Annotated in this window: 16 protein-coding genes and 1 pseudogene; 9 read left to right on the top strand and 8 right to left on the bottom strand. The window is 62.6% G+C overall.

The window, feature by feature from the left end:
- Nucleotides 1-174: 174 nt before the first annotated feature.
- Nucleotides 175-1,305, bottom strand: coding sequence for a site-specific DNA-methyltransferase (locus ASE36_RS03700; protein WP_062275688.1), 1,131 nt, complete (start codon nt 1,303-1,305; stop codon nt 175-177).
- A gap of 551 nt (nt 1,306-1,856) precedes the next feature.
- Here ASE36_RS03700 and ASE36_RS22130 point away from each other — a divergent pair.
- Nucleotides 1,857-2,075 (top strand): type II toxin-antitoxin system ParD family antitoxin, encoded by a 219-nt coding sequence (locus ASE36_RS22130; protein WP_082510811.1) that lies wholly within the window; start codon nt 1,857-1,859, stop codon nt 2,073-2,075.
- 158 nt (nt 2,076-2,233) lie between these two features.
- Here ASE36_RS22130 and ASE36_RS03715 read toward each other — a convergent pair whose 3' ends face one another.
- The 4 genes from ASE36_RS03715 to ASE36_RS03730 all read right to left on the bottom strand — a co-directional run bounded on the left by ASE36_RS03715 (nt 2,234) and on the right by ASE36_RS03730 (nt 4,005).
- Nucleotides 2,234-2,575: an MmcQ/YjbR family DNA-binding protein gene (locus ASE36_RS03715; RefSeq protein WP_062275692.1), complete on the bottom strand. Its 342-nt coding sequence runs from the start codon at nt 2,573-2,575 to the stop codon at nt 2,234-2,236.
- A 151-nt stretch (nt 2,576-2,726) separates the two neighbouring features.
- Complete coding sequence (locus ASE36_RS03720) at nt 2,727-3,149, bottom strand: DUF1284 domain-containing protein (protein WP_062275695.1); 423 nt, start codon at nt 3,147-3,149, stop codon at nt 2,727-2,729.
- A 185-nt stretch (nt 3,150-3,334) separates the two neighbouring features.
- Nucleotides 3,335-3,679, bottom strand: a complete 345-nt coding sequence (locus tag ASE36_RS03725) for an antibiotic biosynthesis monooxygenase family protein (RefSeq protein WP_062275696.1) — start codon at nt 3,677-3,679, stop codon at nt 3,335-3,337.
- Nucleotides 3,676-4,005: an NIPSNAP family protein gene (locus tag ASE36_RS03730; protein WP_062275698.1), complete on the bottom strand. Its 330-nt coding sequence runs from the start codon at nt 4,003-4,005 to the stop codon at nt 3,676-3,678. Before ASE36_RS03730 ends, ASE36_RS03725 begins: the two co-directional genes overlap by 4 nt.
- 168 nt (nt 4,006-4,173) lie before the next feature.
- On the opposite strand from ASE36_RS03730, the gene ASE36_RS03735 reads away from it, so the two are divergent.
- From ASE36_RS03735 to ASE36_RS03750, 4 genes are all read left to right on the top strand, one after another.
- Nucleotides 4,174-4,860: an ArsR family transcriptional regulator gene (locus tag ASE36_RS03735; protein WP_062275699.1), complete on the top strand. Its 687-nt coding sequence runs from the start codon at nt 4,174-4,176 to the stop codon at nt 4,858-4,860.
- A gap of 82 nt (nt 4,861-4,942) precedes the next feature.
- On the top strand, nt 4,943-5,287 hold the full coding sequence (locus ASE36_RS03740) for a DMT family transporter (RefSeq protein ID WP_062275701.1): 345 nt from the start codon (nt 4,943-4,945) through the stop codon (nt 5,285-5,287).
- Nucleotides 5,287-5,877, top strand: a complete 591-nt coding sequence (locus ASE36_RS03745; protein WP_062275703.1) for a TetR/AcrR family transcriptional regulator — start codon at nt 5,287-5,289, stop codon at nt 5,875-5,877. Before ASE36_RS03740 ends, ASE36_RS03745 begins: the two co-directional genes overlap by 1 nt.
- Nucleotides 5,878-6,019: 142 nt before the next feature.
- Nucleotides 6,020-6,709, top strand: coding sequence for an HAD family hydrolase (locus ASE36_RS03750; protein WP_062275705.1), 690 nt, complete (start codon nt 6,020-6,022; stop codon nt 6,707-6,709).
- Between the two features lie 15 nt (nt 6,710-6,724).
- Here the strand turns inward: ASE36_RS03750 and ASE36_RS03755 are convergent, their stop codons facing one another.
- On the bottom strand, nt 6,725-7,645 hold the full coding sequence (locus ASE36_RS03755; RefSeq protein WP_062275707.1) for a diacylglycerol/lipid kinase family protein: 921 nt from the start codon (nt 7,643-7,645) through the stop codon (nt 6,725-6,727).
- 98 nt (nt 7,646-7,743) lie between these two features.
- A complete protein-coding gene (locus ASE36_RS03760; protein WP_062277991.1) occupies nt 7,744-8,328 on the bottom strand; it encodes a hypothetical protein in 585 nt (194 codons plus the stop codon).
- A 302-nt stretch (nt 8,329-8,630) separates the two neighbouring features.
- On the opposite strand from ASE36_RS03760, the gene thrC reads away from it, so the two are divergent.
- The 4 genes from thrC to ASE36_RS03780 all read left to right on the top strand — a co-directional run bounded on the left by thrC (nt 8,631) and on the right by ASE36_RS03780 (nt 14,935).
- Nucleotides 8,631-10,037, top strand: a complete 1,407-nt coding sequence (thrC, locus tag ASE36_RS03765) for a threonine synthase (protein ID WP_156378600.1) — start codon at nt 8,631-8,633, stop codon at nt 10,035-10,037.
- A gap of 20 nt (nt 10,038-10,057) precedes the next feature.
- Nucleotides 10,058-11,356: a M16 family metallopeptidase gene (locus ASE36_RS03770; RefSeq protein ID WP_062275711.1), complete on the top strand. Its 1,299-nt coding sequence runs from the start codon at nt 10,058-10,060 to the stop codon at nt 11,354-11,356.
- A 61-nt stretch (nt 11,357-11,417) separates the two neighbouring features.
- Nucleotides 11,418-12,029: a GNAT family N-acetyltransferase gene (locus ASE36_RS03775; RefSeq protein ID WP_062275713.1), complete on the top strand. Its 612-nt coding sequence runs from the start codon at nt 11,418-11,420 to the stop codon at nt 12,027-12,029.
- Nucleotides 12,026-14,935 carry an EAL domain-containing protein gene (locus ASE36_RS03780; RefSeq protein ID WP_062275715.1) on the top strand — a complete coding sequence of 970 codons (2,910 nt, stop codon included), beginning with the start codon at nt 12,026-12,028 and terminating at the stop codon, nt 14,933-14,935. The genes ASE36_RS03775 and ASE36_RS03780 overlap by 4 nt, the downstream gene beginning before the upstream one ends.
- 27 nt (nt 14,936-14,962) lie before the next feature.
- On the opposite strand, the pseudogene ASE36_RS03785 reads toward ASE36_RS03780, so the two are convergent.
- Nucleotides 14,963-15,597 (bottom strand): annotated as a pseudogene (locus ASE36_RS03785) (LysE family translocator).
- Nucleotides 15,598-15,629 lie beyond the last annotated feature (32 nt).

Here is a 15,629-nt window from a genome sequence, read left to right on the forward strand (position 1 = left end):
GCGACGGCAAAACGCCCGCTTGATTTGCGGGCGTCCGGCCACTGAAAGAAAGCACAGAGGCCTCACTTCGTTATGCTCGGGCTCGTCCCGGCTATCCGCAACGCATTGAATTCGTTCAACCTCAGCAGATCCTCGGCACAAGGCCGAGGATGACGTTGCGGTTGCGACAGGCGCTCAGCCGAGCTTGCCCATGCCAGCGCGGACGATGGCGCGGAGGTCATCGATCGGCTTCAGCGCGCCCTTCTCCTCGAAGTGCCAGAAGGTCCAGCCGTTGCAGGCATCGAGCCCTTGCACCTTGGCGCCAAGGCGATGGATGGAGCCGGCCTCGCCGCCCGAGACCAGCGTGCCGTCGGCGCGGATGATCGCGGAGTGGCGGCGCTTGGCATCGGTCAGCACCTGGCCGGGCTTGACCAGGCCGCTTTCGACCAGCGTGTTGAAGGCGACGCGGGCTTCGCCCTTCTTGCCGGTCAAGACGGTCAGCTCGACCTTACCCAAAGGCTCAACAGCAGCGATGCGGGCCGAGGCTGCATCGATGTATTCCTGTTCGCGCTCGATGCCGACGAAGTGACGACCCAGGCGCTTGGCCACAGCACCGGTCGTGCCGGAGCCGAAGAAGGGATCGAGCACGATGTCGCCCGGCTTGGTGGAGGCCATGATGACGCGGGCAAGCAGGGCTTCCGGCTTCTGGGTCGGATGGACCTTCTTGCCGTCGTCACCCTTCAGCCGCTCGCCGCCCGAGCAGATCGGGAAGAGCCAGTCAGAGCGCATCTGCACGTCGTCGTTCGACGCCTTCATCGCATCGTAATTGAAGGTGTAGCCCTTGGCCTTCGGATCGGGCGAGGCCCAGATCATCGTCTCATGGGCGTTCTGGAAACGGCGGCCCTTGAAATTCGGCATCGGGTTGGTCTTGCGCCAGACGATGTCGTTGAGGATCCAGAAATTCATGTCCTGGAGCGTCGCGCCAACGCGGAAAATGTTGTGATAGCTGCCGATGACCCAGATCGTGCCCGTCGGCTTCAGAACGCGACGGCAGGCGAGCAGCCAGGCGCGGGTGAAGGCGTCATAGGCTTCGAACGAGGCGAACTGGTCCCATTCGTCGTCGCAGGCGTCGACAAGCGACTGGTCCGGGCGATGGAGGGCACCGCCGAGCTGCAGGTTATACGGCGGATCGGCAAAGATGACGTCGACGGATTTGTCGGGAAGGGCCTCGAGAGCGGAAACGCAATCGCCCTTGATGATGCTGTCGACCCAGGCGAGCGGGTCGGACGAACGGCGGAGTTCGGCAATCGGAAATACAGAAGCCATTGGTTACTCACTCTTACGCTGACGCAGCACGGGAACACGAGGCTTATGGTTACCGAAGTTGGTTACTGAAGCGTGAAGAGGGGGAGAGATTTTGTGCGGGGGTGGGATGGGGGGCCGCTGAACATCGGGGAAAGTGGTGGCGCCGCTTGCAAGCAACCTTTGCTTGAACCACTCTTTGTGTGGTCACAAGAACCGAAGACAGCAGAACCGCTTGCCCCAAAGCTCTTCTCGACCACCCATGACTGAAGGCGCCGCGCAGGCTATCGCGCGGGAGGCTGGATCGCCCCGAGCACACGCAAACCCAGCTGAAGTGCCCTTGGCTTTCCGAGAGCGCACCGAGCCAGAGATGTTGGACCTAGAGGAAGAAATGCGACCGAGATCGAGTGGCCGTCGCTTTTGGGCAGTGTGGCTGACGTTGTCGCTTATGATTGCCCTGCTCCTGCTCTGGCTGCTTGTCTAGTTTCAGATAAGCACCAGATAGGCCGGATATGGAGAAACCTCTCGAAGGCGGAGCGAAACGAACTTGGCGCGCATCCTCCCTAGACTGACTGATGCCTGCAGACAGAGAAAGACCAGAGCATGAGTTTCGGAAAGAGCTGATCCAGAGCGCGGAAGAAGCGCTTGCTATTGCCGAGGGCCGTACAGAGCCTGCCAAGGTGAAGGCGCTGCAGGATGCCTTGATCGAGGCCGAACAGTCCGGGGAACCGCAGCCGTTCGATTTCGGTGCGTTCAAAGCACGTAAACGAGCCGAGTTCGAAAGCAAAGATTGATACCGAGGCGCCGCCGCGCGCGCTCTCTTCTCCCCGGCGGGGAGAAGTGCCGAGCGTATGCGAGGCGATGAGGGGGCTGCGCGGCAAAGCTTTAGCGCTTCGCGCCCCTTCATCCGGCCCTGCGGGCCACCTTCTCCCCGTGGGGGAGAAGAGGAGCCTCAGCGCCCCGCATCCCAGGCCTTGACCACCGCCTTTTTCGCCTGATCCCGCCACACACGCGTCAGGTTCGCGCGAACCCATTCGAGGTCGACCCTGTCGGGACGGGCCAGCACCAGAGGATGCGGGCGATGGTGATCGGTGGTGAAGAAGGTGTCGGGGTCCATCTCGATCAGGTGATCGCGTTCCTCGAAGGGCACCTTGAAGACCGGGCAGTCATGGGTCGGGTTCCAGAACAGCACGGCCTTGCCGTTGACCTTGAAGGAGGGCTGCCCCCAGGAGGTGGTTTCCTCCGTCGTCGGCAAAGCGAGGATGATCTGGCGCAGGGTGTCGAGTGTGATCATGGGGCTGCCTCCGGGGGGTAAGTCTGCCAGAGGTTGGGGGACGTGTCATCTCATCTGCTGTGGAGGCCCCTCATCCCCGGCGCAACGAGTTGCGCCTGACCCTTCGGGCACCGTCTCCCCGCCAAGCGGGGAGAAGGAGATCCCGCCACCCTCAAGGCGCGACCCGGACACCCAGATAACCACCATCGGCGACGCTGTCGCAGAGCCCCGACCATTCGCAGCCGGAACAGGCCGCGCGGATCTCGCCCGTGGCGAAGGTGGTTCGCAAATGCTGCAGCAGGGCGGGTGACGGTGTGATGCGGGCGCCGGGCGGCAGCGGGTGGCCGATGAGGCCGGCGACGGCGTCAGCCGCTGCCTGGTCGCGCTCCACCACGCTTTGTCCATGGCAATGGGCCTCGGGGTCTGAAGTCAGCGGTGCGCAGATGTCGTCCGGCCCTGCCACCAGTTCGATGTCCTCGCCGGCCGAAAGGCGGGCGGCAATGACCTCGTAATTCGTGACGAAAGCGGGAGAATAGCCCTTGCCCACATAGGTCAGCATACAGAGGAGATGGTGGGCGCGCAGCCGGACGGTCATGGGATCTTCTTTGGTCCAGACGCGCAGGATTTGCGCAGCTTGATCTTACGGGCGAGCACGTTCAGCAGAGACGCGGCAGGCACCAATTGCATACGGCGCGGAAGATGACGGCTCCGTCGTGCGGAGCCAAGTCTTTTTTGGACGGAGCGCCTCCGCTGACCGCCCCCTTCCACCAAATCCCCACCTCATCCATGCCTGGTCCGGCTATCCTCCGGCGCCTCCTCCCGCTCAGTCAGGCCGTAGTCACGCAGGACGTGGGCAACGCGCAGGCGGTAATCGGCGAAAATGCCGCCGCGGCCGGCGCCTTGGGCGGCGCAGTGGTCAGGGGTTTCGCGCCAGCGGCGCACCGCTTCCTCATCGCGCCAGAAGGAAAGCGAGAGCAGTTTGCCGCGCGTCGTCAGGCTTTCGAACCGCTCGACGGAGACGAAACCGTCGATCTCTTCCAGCCGGGCACGCAGTTCGCCGGCGAGATCGAGATAGCGGTGACGCTCGCCGATGAAGGGGACGACCTCGAAGATGACGGCGATCATGGCTGGACCCTTGATGACGGCAGGTCGGACACGTTCTTCAGGAAGAGACGGTCCTCCTCCAGGATGAACCGGGCATTCTTCGCAAAATCGTAATTGGCTCGCCCGAGCGGATCGGCGGCAAGCCTTGCCCGATAGGCCTCATAGGCTGCCAGATTTTCGATGTTGTAAATGCCGTAAGCGGTCGTCGCAGACCCCTCATGCGGGGCGAAATAGCCCACGAGATCGGCGCCGCAGCGGGGGATCGCCTCGCCCCAATTGCGGGCATAGGCGGCGAAATCCTCGCGGCCGAAGGGATCGATGCGATAGCGGATGATGCAGGTGATCATGAAAGCCTCCTCGTTGATGGCGAGGTGGGTTTGCCATGATCGAGAGGTCTGATGCTTCGATGAGGATCGAAGTCTCATCGATTATCGATGCCGGTAACAGTTCGACCGGGATCGAAGCATCCGCTACACTGGCGGTGCAGAATAGTTAGATGCGAAGGAGAAGACGCCATGGCGGAAGGACCTGATATCGCGCGCATCGCCGCACTGATCGGCGACCCGGCGCGCTCGAACATGCTGCTGGCGCTGATTGGCGGCCGGGCCCTGACGGCGACGGAGCTTGCAGGGGCGGCGGGGGTGACGCTGCAGACGGCGAGTTCGCATCTGTCGAAGCTCGAAGACGGCGGCCTTCTCACCCAGCGCAAGCAGGGGCGGCACCGCTATTTCGCGCTCGCCGATCTGCATGTCGGGGCGATGATCGAGAGCCTGATGAGCTTTTCGGCGACGCGCGGTCATCTTCGCCACCGAACCGGGCCGAAGGAGCCGGAACTGCGCAAGGCGCGGATCTGCTACGATCATCTCGCCGGTGATTATGGCGTGCGCATGCTGGACAGCCTGATTGCCCGAGGCGCGATCAAGGCCGAGGACGAAGCGCTGACCCTGACCGCGGAGGGCGAGCGCCTGCTGGGAGCACAGGGCTTGGATATCGGCAGCCTCCGGGCCAGGCGACGTCCGCTCTGCCGGGCCTGCCTCGACTGGAGCGAGCGGCGGACACATCTCGCGGGCACGCTTGGCGCGGCGCTTCTTTCGCATTTTCTCGACAAAGGTCAGGCGCGCCGCGTCGACGACAGCCGCATCATCCGCTTTTCACCCGAGGGCGAGCGGCAGTTTCTGGCGCAGTTCCCCCTGCCCGGCTGAAAGCTCCATAGGCAAGTGTCGGAACTTGAAAAGAAACCGACCGTACGGTATGTATTGGAGGATCCCAATCCGGAGCGCCCTCATGAATCCTGTTCTTGTCTCCTATGGCGCGCTTGCTGTCGCGATCGTGTTCGAAGTCATCGGCACGACGCTGCTGCAGAAATCGGCCCAGTTCACCAAGCTTCTGCCGACCGTCGGGATGGTGGTCTTCTATGTGGCGTCCTTCTATCTCCTGTCGCAGGCGCTCAAGCAGCTGCCGCTCGGCATTGCCTATGCCATGTGGAGCGGTCTCGGCATCGTGCTGACGGCGCTGGTCAGCGTCTTCGTCTTCAAGCAAAGCCTCGATCTTGCAGCCTTTGCCGGCATGGGGCTGATCATTGCCGGCGTGATTGTCATGAACACGCTATCGGGCACGGTGTCGCATTGATGGTCCGGGCCAGTTCCCCCGAAGAGGCGCCCCTCTCCGCTCATCACCGCAAGAAGCAGCCGGAACAGGTGCGCCGGGCGCTGCTCGACTGCGCTGCCCGGATCGCCGCCGAAGAAGGGGCCGCCGCCATTACCATCCAGGCGGTGGCGGATCGGGCGGGGGTGACCAAGGGCGGACTGCTGCATCATTTCGACAGCAAGCAGGCGCTGCTGGCGGCCGTCTTTGCCGATCTGCTCGACCAGCTCGACCAGGAAATCGATCGCTCGATGGCAGCGGATGCAAAGGCCGAAGGACGCTTCACCCGCGCCTATGTGCGGGCCTGCTTTGCCGACCGACCGCTCGGGGCGCGGAGCCTCTGGGCGGCACTTGCGGTGTCGATCGTCTCCGAGCCGGGCCTGAGAGCCCTCTGGTCCGGCTGGCTCGACGCACGTCAGGCTCGGCATCACGATACCGATGGAGACCCGATCTATACCATCGTGCGGCTGGCGGCCGACGGTGTGTGGCTGGCGGATGTGCTGGAGAAGGCGGACGGGTTGAGGCGTTATCCGCAGGCGCTCGAGGCAAGGCTTCTGGCACTGGCGGGCGGCTAGATCCGCACTTCAGATCCCGGTCAGTGCGCAATTGCAGGCTCTGATGTCCCACAGCACACCAGCCCTGCAGCGAGCGTGATTGTTCTCCGCTTCCCGATCGTGTAGGGAGCGGCCATCCCTCACCGCCACCACGGATCATCCCATGAGCAGTTTCGAGCTTACCCTTTTCGATTGCGACGGCGTTCTCGTCGATTCCGAGATCATTGCCGCCAAGGTGGAATCGAAGCTTCTGACGGAGGCAGGCTATCCGATTTCGGTCGAGGAGATGGGCGAGCGCTTTGCCGGGATGACCTGGAAGAACATTCTTCTGTCGATCGAGAAGGAAGTCGAGATTCCGCTGTCGGCAAGCCTGATCGACAAGTCGGAGCAGTTGCTCGACCAGCGGCTCGCGCGTGAGGTGAAGGCGATTGACGGCGTGGCCTTTGCGCTTTCACGCATCAAGGGGCCGCGCTGCATCTGTTCGAATTCGTCCTCGCATCGGCTGGACATGATGCTCACCAAGGTGGGGCTGAAGGAGCATTTTGCCCCGCATATCTATTCGGCCAAGGATCTCGGCGCCGATCGCGTCAAGCCGAAGCCTGACATCTTCCTGCATGGCGCCAAGCAGTTCAACGTCAGCCCGTCGCGTTGCGTCGTCGTCGAGGATTCCGTGCATGGCGTGCATGCAGCACGCGAGGCCGGCATGCGGGTGATCGGCTTTACCGGCGCCTCGCATACCTATCCGTCGCATGCCGACAAGCTGACGGATGCAGGCGCAGAAACAGTAATTGCTCGGATGAGCGATCTACCGGGCGTGATTGCCGCCATGGAAGAGTGGGAAGGCGCTTTCTGAGGCAAGCTTCGAAGCTCAGGTCCGGATCGTGAGGGCGCCGGGCACGATTTCTGCGACGAAACCGCCGCGAATGGGGCTTTCGCCATCGACTTCGACCGGAAAGCGGTTCGGATCCTGTGGGCGGAGCTCGATGCGCCGCCCGCGGTGGAAGCTGAGCAGCGGATGGCCGACATGGCCGGCGGAATAGAGGCTCTTCAGTAAACCGAGCAGGCCAATCACCGTTTCCTCGCGCATGACAGCGATGTTGAACAGACCGTCTGCGAGGTCGGCCTGCGGGGTGACATGCATGCCGCCTCCAAACCAGGCGCCATTGGCAATTGCCGCGATCGCCAGCCGTCCTTCATGCACCCGCATACCGTCGACCAAAATGTCGAAGGCATAAGGGCGGTATTTCAGGATGGCGAGGACCGAGAAGACGAGGAAACGCAGGGGCCCGCCCAGGATCTTGGCCCGTCCTGGGGCATTGACCGCATCGACGATCTCCCCGGATATGCCAACGCTTGCGATATTGGCGAAGTAGCGGCGCTGCTCGCGTCCCTCGGCATCGCGCGCCAGAAGCAATCCGGCATCGATCTTGCGGGGGACCGCTTCGGCGATGCGGAGGGCAATTTCAGCCGGATCCTTTGGCAGGTCGAAATTGCGGACGAAATCGCAGCCGGTGCCGATCGGTAAGAAGGCGAGCGGCGTGTTCGGTCGGGCGGAGGTCAGAACGCCATGGACGACGTCGCTGATGGTGCCGTCGCCGCCGGCGACGATGATCAGGTCGCATCCGCGCTCGGCCTCTACCCGCGCCAGACGGATTGCGTCGCCGCTGGAGCGGCTTTCATGCACTTCAAGGCCAGGAAATTGGGCTGCGAAGGCCCCATGCGCGGCATGCCAGGCCTTGCCATGCTTGCGGCCGCCGGCGACCGGGTTCCTGATGATGATAACCTTCAACGCCTCTGCTCCCCCACCGCCGGTGCTCACCGGCGGCCATGCCCTGTACGCGACAGCTTACTCGCCGCCGCGCGTCAGCACAGTATAGATCGGGGAAGTTACTTTTTCTTTTTGGCCGTATCGAAGCCGATATAGACTCGGGTCAGGTTGGAGACATTGCCCGGGACCGTGACCTGACGGCTGTAGACGAACTGGTTCGGCTGGTTCACGTCGGCAAGCGAGACGGAATACTGCTCGACTTCGGAATAGACTTCCTCATCGCCGTCGACGACCGTGACGCGGATCGGCACGTTGAACGAGCCGGCCTTGCCCTGCGGCCCGGCAATCGTCCGGCCCTGAACCAATGCGTTGATGGTGAGCGTGGTGTCCGTGCGGGCGCAAGAGCGCGTCGTGTCGGCAAGAGAAACCTGGAGGGCGACGTCCTTCGGATCCTCGCTCTTAGCCTTGGCATAGGTGCGGTAAAAGGCCGTGCCGTCACGCATTGCGATCTGCGGGCAGAAGCCCTGGACGACGGGCTGAACGGACCCGTTCTCGCTGACCTGCATCGCAGGCTGGGCGGCAGGCTGAGCTGCGGTTTCTGGAGAAGAAAGACCGAGGCCGGATCCCATGCTGCCGGCATTACAGCCACCCAGCACCATCATCAGTGAAACGACTACGACACCACGCGACACGTTTACAGACACGAGATTCACCTTCCGCATGCTCGGCCGAAAAGCCGGAAAACAGTCAAACTTGAGGCTTTTCAGGACCCTTGCGGATGGTCTATACCAGCGGCCACGACAAAAATCGATTGGGTAGCCGGCAATTTGATTCAATTTTCAATCCGCCTGCACAGCCCCTCCCCCACGCTCTCGACACCGGTCGTGGCCGACACTGCCGGGCTTGCGAAATTCATACCTCCGGTCTGGCGCAAAATGGCAAACCTCTTTATCGAAAACGCCATAAATTTGCGGTCGTCAAAGATCCGGACAACTCACATCCAAGGATAAGCATCGTGGAATATATCTCGACCCGCGGAGAGGCCCCGAGCCTCGGCTTTTGTGACGCGCTTCTCGCAGGGCTCGCCCGCGACGGCGGCCTCTACGTGCCGCGCGAATGGCCGCAGATGTCGAAAAAGGCGATCCGTGGCTTGCGCGGCAAGAGCTATGAGGATGTGGCCTACGAGGTACTTCTGCCGTTTACCAATGGCGAGATCGAGCCCACCACCTTCCGCGCGATGATCGACGAGGCCTATGCGACCTTCAAGCATCCGGCGGTCGCGCCGCTCGTCCAGACCGGGCCGAATTCCTTCGTGCTTGAGCTCTTCCACGGCACGACGCTCGCCTTCAAGGACGTGGCGATGCAGTTGCTCGCCCGCCTGATGGACCATGTGCTGGAAAAGCGCGGCGAGCGCGCCACCATCGTTGGCGCGACCTCGGGCGATACCGGGGGGGCGGCGATCGACGCCTTTGCCGGCCGTGCGCGCACCGACATCTTCATCCTCTTCCCGCATGGCAAGGTCTCGCCGGTGCAGCAGCGCCAGATGACCTCCTGCAAAGAGGAAAATGTTCACGCCATCGCTGTCGAGGGCAATTTCGACGATTGCCAGAACCTGGTGAAGGCGATGTTCAACGACGTCGCCTTCCGCGATCGGGTGAAGCTTTCGGGTGTCAACTCGATCAACTGGGCCCGCATCATGGCGCAGGTGGTCTATTACTTCACGTCTGCCGTCGCACTCGGTGCGCCCGATCGGAATATCTCGTTCACCGTACCCACCGGCAATTTCGGCGACATCTTCGCCGGATACGTGGCGAAGAAGATGGGCCTACCGATCGACAAGCTCGTGATCGCCACCAATGACAACGACATTCTTTCGCGCACGATGAAGACCGGGCGCTACGAGATGAAGGGCGTCATGGCGACGACATCGCCGTCCATGGACATCCAGATATCCTCCAACTTCGAACGGCTGCTGTTTGAATCCTACGGCCGCGATGCCGCCTCCATCCGTTCCGCGATGGAAGGCTTGAAGCAGTCGGGCTCGTTCGAGATCCAGCCGGAGGCGCTCAAAGCCATCCGCCGCGAGTTCCGCGCCGGCCGCGCGACGCAGAAGGAGGTGGCCAAGACGATCCAGGCCGTGCTCGCCGATACCGGCTATCTGCTCGATCCGCATACGGCCGTCGGGGTGCATGTGGCAAAGAAATTCGAGAAGCCGCAAAGCCCGATGGTGGTGCTCGCCACTGCCCATCCGGCAAAATTCCCAGCGGCAGTAAAATCCGCCTGCGGTATTGACCCCGCGCTTCCGACATGGCTTGCTGATCTGATGGACAGGGAGGAGCGCTTCGAAATCCTGCCCGCGGAACTTAAGGCCGTCGAAAGCTTTGTCGGCACACATGCCCGTGCGGACAGTTGAGAAACGCAGAAAGACGGACCATGAATGTTGAGTGCACCCGGCTTGCCTCGGGTTTGACTGTAGTCACCGAGAACATGCCGCATCTGGAAAGCGTGGCGCTTGGCACCTGGATCAAGTCCGGGTCGCGCAACGAGACGGAAGCGGAGCATGGGATTGCCCATCTCCTGGAACACATGGCTTTCAAGGGGACGCAGAGACGCAGCGCCCGTCAGATCGCCGAGGAGATCGAGAATGTGGGGGGCGAACTCAATGCCGCCACCTCGACCGAAACGACCTCTTATTATGCCCGCGTGCTGAAGGACAATGTGCCGCTGGCCGTCGACATTCTCGCCGACATCCTGACGGACTCGGTGTTCGATGAAGAAGAGCTGGAGCGCGAAAAACACGTTATCCTGCAGGAAATTGGTGCCGCCGACGACACGCCGGATGACGTCGTCTTCGACCGCTTCTCCGAGCGCGCCTTCCAGGACCAGACGATCGGCCGCAGCATTCTCGGCACGCCCGAAACGGTGCAGTCCTTCTCCAGCGACCAGATCCGCGCCTATCTCTCGCGCAATTACACGACCGACCGGATGTTCGTCGTGGCGGCCGGTGCCGTCGATCACGACGCCTTCGTCAAACAGGTCGAGGAGCGCTTTGCCTCGCTTCCGACCCAGCCTTCTGCCGCACCCGTTATGGATGTCGCCCGCTATACCGGCGGCGAAGCCCGCGAAGAGCGTGACCTGATGGACACGCAAGTCCTGCTGGGCTTCGAGGGCAAGGCCTATCACATGCGCGACTTCTACTGTTCGCAGATCCTTGCCAATATCCTCGGCGGCGGCATGTCATCGCGCCTCTTCCAGGAAGTGCGCGAGATTCGCGGCCTGTGCTACTCCGTCTATGCCTTCCATTGGGGCTTTTCCGATACCGGCATCTTCGGCATTCATGCCGCAACCGGCGGTGACAACCTGCCGGAACTGGTGCCCGTCATCATCGACGAATTGCGCAAGGCGTCGCAGCATATCGACGAACAGGAAATCGAGCGGTCGCGGGCACAGATCCGGGCGCAGCTTTTGATGGGCCAGGAAAGCCCTGCCGCCCGCGCCGGCCAGATCGCCCGGCAGATGATGCTCTATGGCCGCACCATTCCAAACCAGGAGATGATGGAGCGGCTGGCCGGCATCACCACGCAGCGCCTGACCGATCTTGCCGGACGGCTGTTCTTCGACACGGCGCCCACGCTTTCTGCCATCGGACCCGTGGAAAAGCTGGTCTCGCTCGACGAGATTGCCGGTGCGCTCAGCATCCAGCCGAAGGGCGCCCGCAAGGCTGCCGGCTGAACGCGACCACACATGAAACCATCCGGCGGGGACGCCGCCGGATCTCTCTGGGGGTTCCAGGATGACGCGCTCTGTCTTTCGGTTTCTGTCGCGGCAGGCGGAGCTACCGGAACTCGTGAGCGAGCGACATCTCCTGCGCCTCGCCCGCTACCGAGACTTCGAGCCCTGGCATGCGCTCAGACGCGACAGCCGCGCCTTCCTGCAGCCCTGGGAGCCGACCTGGCGGCCGGACGAACTGACCGAACGCGCCTTTCGGCAACGCGTGCTGCGCAACGAGCAGGAATATCATTCGGGCATGGCCGTGCCGCTTTTCCTGTTCGAACGGGAGAGCGGAGAGCTGCTCGGCGGACTGACCATCGGCCTGATCCGGCGCGGCGCATCTCAGGCCTGCATGATCGGATACTGGATGGGGCAAAAACATGCGGGCAAGGGCCATATGTTTGCCGCACTTCAACTGGCTATTCCCTACATCTTCGGGCCGCTCGAGTTGCACCGCATTGAAGCAGCCTGTATTCCCGACAACGTCAACAGCGTAAACCTGCTGGAAAAGGCGGGATTTGAGCGAGAAGGTCTTTTGCGCGAATATCTGAAAATCAACGGAGAGTGGCGCGATCACGTGCTGTTTTCGAAGATCGCCCCGGCACGGGGACGGAACGGCAAAGCAGGTTCATGACTGAGACCCATATCGCTCCACGCACAGCCCGACGCCTGCTGCTCCTCGTGCATGTCGTCTTGTCGGCACTGTTTCTGGGGCTCGCATCACCGGCCGTCGCCGTCGAGCCGGTCAAGATCGCCCGTGACGACACGGCGCTCGATCTGACCGCGACCACCGAGATCTAYACCAACCAAGGTCCGGCCTTCCAGGTTTCCACTGCCGCCGGCGCCGACGGTATCCGCCGGCGCATCGAGGTGCGTTCGGACTCGGACGACCACCAGGGCGACTGGGCCGTGTTCGCGCTCGCCAATGTCTCGGAAGAGCAGCTGGAACGCGTGATCGTCGCCCCGCATTTCCGCCTTTCGGGGTCGAAGATGTTCTGGCCCGACCTCGGCTCGCAGCGCATCATGGCGATCACGCCGTCGGAAGGCTTTGCGCTCGACCGCGTGCCGAGCGCCGATGCCGACGTTTTCCGCATTACATTGAACCCCGGCACCGTCATCACGTTCGTGGCGGAACTCGCCTCGCCCAACCTACCGCAGATCTATCTGTGGGAACCGGATGTCTACAAAGACACGGTCAATGCGTTCACGCTCTATCGCGGCATCGTGCTCGGCATTGCCGGCCTGCTCGCGGTGTTCCTCACCATCCTTTTCGTCGTCAAGGGCACATCCATGCTGCCGGCGGCTGCGGCACTAGCCTGGGCGGTGCTTGCCTATATCTGCGTCGATTTCGGCTTTCTCGAAAAGCTGATCTCGATCACCTCGTCCGACGTGCGAATATGGCGCGCCGGGGCGGAAGTCGCGCTTGCCTCCTCGCTCGTCATCTTCCTCTTCACCTATCTCAATCTCAATCGCTGGCATGTGCATCTTGGCTATGCGACGCTTGCCTGGGTGCTCGGTCTCGCCGCCCTGTTCGGTGTTGCCATCGTCGACCCCTCGATTGCCGCCGGGATCGCGCGCATGTCCTTTGCGCTGACCGGCGTCGTTGGCATTGGCCTCATCATCTATCTCGGCTTCAACCGCTATGACCGCGCAGTGCTGCTGGTGCCGACCTGGGTGCTGATCCTGGTCTGGCTTTTCGGCGGCTGGATGACGGTTACCGGGCAGTTGTCGAACGATATCATCCAGCCGGCACTCGGCGGCGGGCTCGTTCTGATCGTGCTTCTGATCGGCTTCACCGTCATGCAGCATGCCTTTGCCGGCGGCGCCTATCAGCAGGGGCTGTTTTCCGACCTCGAGCGCCAGTCGCTGGCGCTGACGGGATCGGGCGATACCGTCTGGGACTGGGACGTGGCACGCGACCGTGTTGTCACCAGCCCCGATGTTTCGGTGCGTCTCGGCCTGTCGCCCGGCACCATGCATGGGCCGGCGCGCAACTGGCTGCCGCGTCTGCATCCCGATGATCGCGACCGGTTTCGCGCCACGCTCGACGTGCTGCTGGAACATCGCAAAGGGCGACTTTCCCACGAATTCCGCATCCGCGCCGAGGACGGGCATTTCCACTGGCTGAAGATCCGCGCCCGGCCGGTGCTCGGCTCCAATGGCGAAGTCATCCGCTGCGTCGGCACGATCATCGATGTGACCGAGCAGAAGAACTCCATCGACCGGCTTCTGGTCGATGCCATGCATGACAACCTGACGGGCCTGCCGAACCGCGAGGTCTTCCTCGACCGTCTACAGGCGATCCTGTCGCTCGCCTCGACCTCCGACAGCGTGCGCCCGACCGTGCTTGCGATCGATATCGACCGCTATAAGCAGGTCAACGATGCGCTCGGCATTGCCGCCGGCGACAACATCCTGATTGCCATCACCCGACGTCTGCGCCGGCTCTTGAAGCCACAGGACACGCTGGCGCGCCTCTCCGGCGACGAGTTCGGGCTGATCCTGGTCTCGGAAAAGGACCCGGGCAAGATTGCCGATTTCGCCGACGCCGTTTCCAAGGCGATCATGGTGCCGCTCAACTTCGCCAATCGCGAGATCAGCCTGACGGCTTCGATCGGGCTTGTGTCCTGGGTGGACCAGCAGGAAAGCGCGACGAGCCTGCTTGCCGATGCGGAGCTTGCCATGTACCGGGCGAAACGCACCGGCGGCAACCGGGTCGAGCCTTTCCGTCCCGCCTTCCGCACCGTCAGCACCGACCGGCTGCAGCTCGAGACGGACCTGCGCCGCGCCATCGAGCGCAAGGAGCTGTCGATGGCCTACCAGCCGATCGTCCGGCTTTCGAACGGCGAGATTGCCGGTTTCGAGGCGCTGATGCGCTGGGACCATCCGAAGCGCGGCAATATTCCGCCGACGGAGTTCATACCGATCGCCGAAATGTCCGATCTCATCGAGCCGCTCGGCATGTTCGCGCTGGAACGCGCCTCGACCGACCTGATGGACTGGGAGCGCCAGACGGGAGAACTGCCGCTGTTCGTCTCGGTCAACCTGTCTTCCGCGCAGCTCATCTCCAGCGAGATCTACAACGACGTGCGCGCGATGCTGACCAAGACCCAGTGCGATCCGAAGCGGATCAAGCTGGAGCTGACCGAAAGCGTCGTGATGGAGAACCCGGAACAGGCGCGCCTGATGCTGCAAAAGCTGAAGGATACGGGCATCAGTCTGGCGCTCGATGATTTCGGCACCGGCTATTCCTCGCTTGCCTATCTCACCCGTTTCCCCTTCGACACGATCAAGCTCGACAAGGCGCTGGTCTGCGACCAGTCCGACAAGCGCGCCGTGCTGTTGCGCTCCGTCGTTGCCATGGCGCGCGGGCTGGACATGCAGGTGGTGGCCGAGGGCATCCAGACCGACCAGGACGCTGCCGATCTCGCGATGATGGGCTGCGAATTCGGCCAGAGCTATCTCTTCGGCCCGCCGCTCGGATCGGAATCGGTGCTGAGGCTGCTCAAGGAGCGGTTCCCGCTTATGAAACGGGCGTAAGGGTCAGGACTTCACGCTGTTCTATCATCAGGTCCGCTGAAACGCGACGTGAAGGCCAAGCCCGACGAGAACTGCGCCCCCTGCCCTTTGCAGATTGCGCTGCAGGGACGAGACGCGCGCCAGGCGCCGGGTGATGGTGCTGGCCGCCATCACGAAGGCGATATCGGCGACCGTGAACATCATGTTGACCAGTGTTCCCAGGATGACAATTGCAGCCAGACGGGGAAGCTTGCGGCCGCGTCGATGAATTGCGGCAGGAAAGCGAGGAAGAAGATTGCGGTCTTTGGATTGAGCACTTCGACCAGCATGCTTTCGACGAAGGCACGGCCCCCCGCTTTTGGCGCGGGCAGAGTCTCGCTGACCGTACCCGCCGACCGGGCGGCGCGAAACATCTTGAAACCGAGATAGATCAGATAGGCAGCCCCTGCCAGCTTCACGACCAGATAAAGCGTCGGCACGAGGTGAAAGAGGATCGACAGGCCAGCGGCTGCTACCAGCACATGGACGTAGCAGCCGACATGAATTCCGAGCGTTGCCATCAGGCCGGCCCGACGATCCGCCGCCAAAGTGCGGGCCGCGACATAGAGCATTGCGGGGCCGGGGATGAAGGCGAAGACGGCGGTGGTGACGAAGAAGGCAAGGAGGATGTCGGTGGATGGCACGGGATGGTTCTCACGGAGGTCTGCCACAATGG

Origin of the sequence: Rhizobium sp. Root274, assembly GCF_001429245.1 — a bacterium.
GTDB lineage: Bacteria > Pseudomonadota > Alphaproteobacteria > Rhizobiales > Rhizobiaceae > Allorhizobium.

What these genes read in the sequence shown, in the direction of transcription:
- ASE36_RS03750 (WP_062275705.1), top strand. Translation starts at nt 6,020, where the DNA reads ATGAGCAGTTTCGAGCTTACCCTTTTCGATTGCGACGGCGTTCTCGTC.
- ASE36_RS03720 (WP_062275695.1), bottom strand. Translation starts at nt 3,149, where the DNA reads ATGACCGTCCGGCTGCGCGCCCACCATCTCCTCTGTATGCTGACCTAT.
- ASE36_RS03715 (WP_062275692.1), bottom strand. Translation starts at nt 2,575, where the DNA reads ATGATCACACTCGACACCCTGCGCCAGATCATCCTCGCTTTGCCGACG.
- ASE36_RS22130 (WP_082510811.1), top strand. Translation starts at nt 1,857, where the DNA reads ATGCCTGCAGACAGAGAAAGACCAGAGCATGAGTTTCGGAAAGAGCTG.
- ASE36_RS03775 (WP_062275713.1), top strand. Translation starts at nt 11,418, where the DNA reads ATGACGCGCTCTGTCTTTCGGTTTCTGTCGCGGCAGGCGGAGCTACCG.
- ASE36_RS03730 (WP_062275698.1), bottom strand. Translation starts at nt 4,005, where the DNA reads ATGATCACCTGCATCATCCGCTATCGCATCGATCCCTTCGGCCGCGAG.
- ASE36_RS03700 (WP_062275688.1), bottom strand. Translation starts at nt 1,305, where the DNA reads ATGGCTTCTGTATTTCCGATTGCCGAACTCCGCCGTTCGTCCGACCCG.
- ASE36_RS03745 (WP_062275703.1), top strand. Translation starts at nt 5,287, where the DNA reads ATGGTCCGGGCCAGTTCCCCCGAAGAGGCGCCCCTCTCCGCTCATCAC.
- ASE36_RS03735 (WP_062275699.1), top strand. Translation starts at nt 4,174, where the DNA reads ATGGCGGAAGGACCTGATATCGCGCGCATCGCCGCACTGATCGGCGAC.
- ASE36_RS03725 (WP_062275696.1), bottom strand. Translation starts at nt 3,679, where the DNA reads ATGATCGCCGTCATCTTCGAGGTCGTCCCCTTCATCGGCGAGCGTCAC.
- ASE36_RS03770 (WP_062275711.1), top strand. Translation starts at nt 10,058, where the DNA reads ATGAATGTTGAGTGCACCCGGCTTGCCTCGGGTTTGACTGTAGTCACC.
- ASE36_RS03740 (WP_062275701.1), top strand. Translation starts at nt 4,943, where the DNA reads ATGAATCCTGTTCTTGTCTCCTATGGCGCGCTTGCTGTCGCGATCGTG.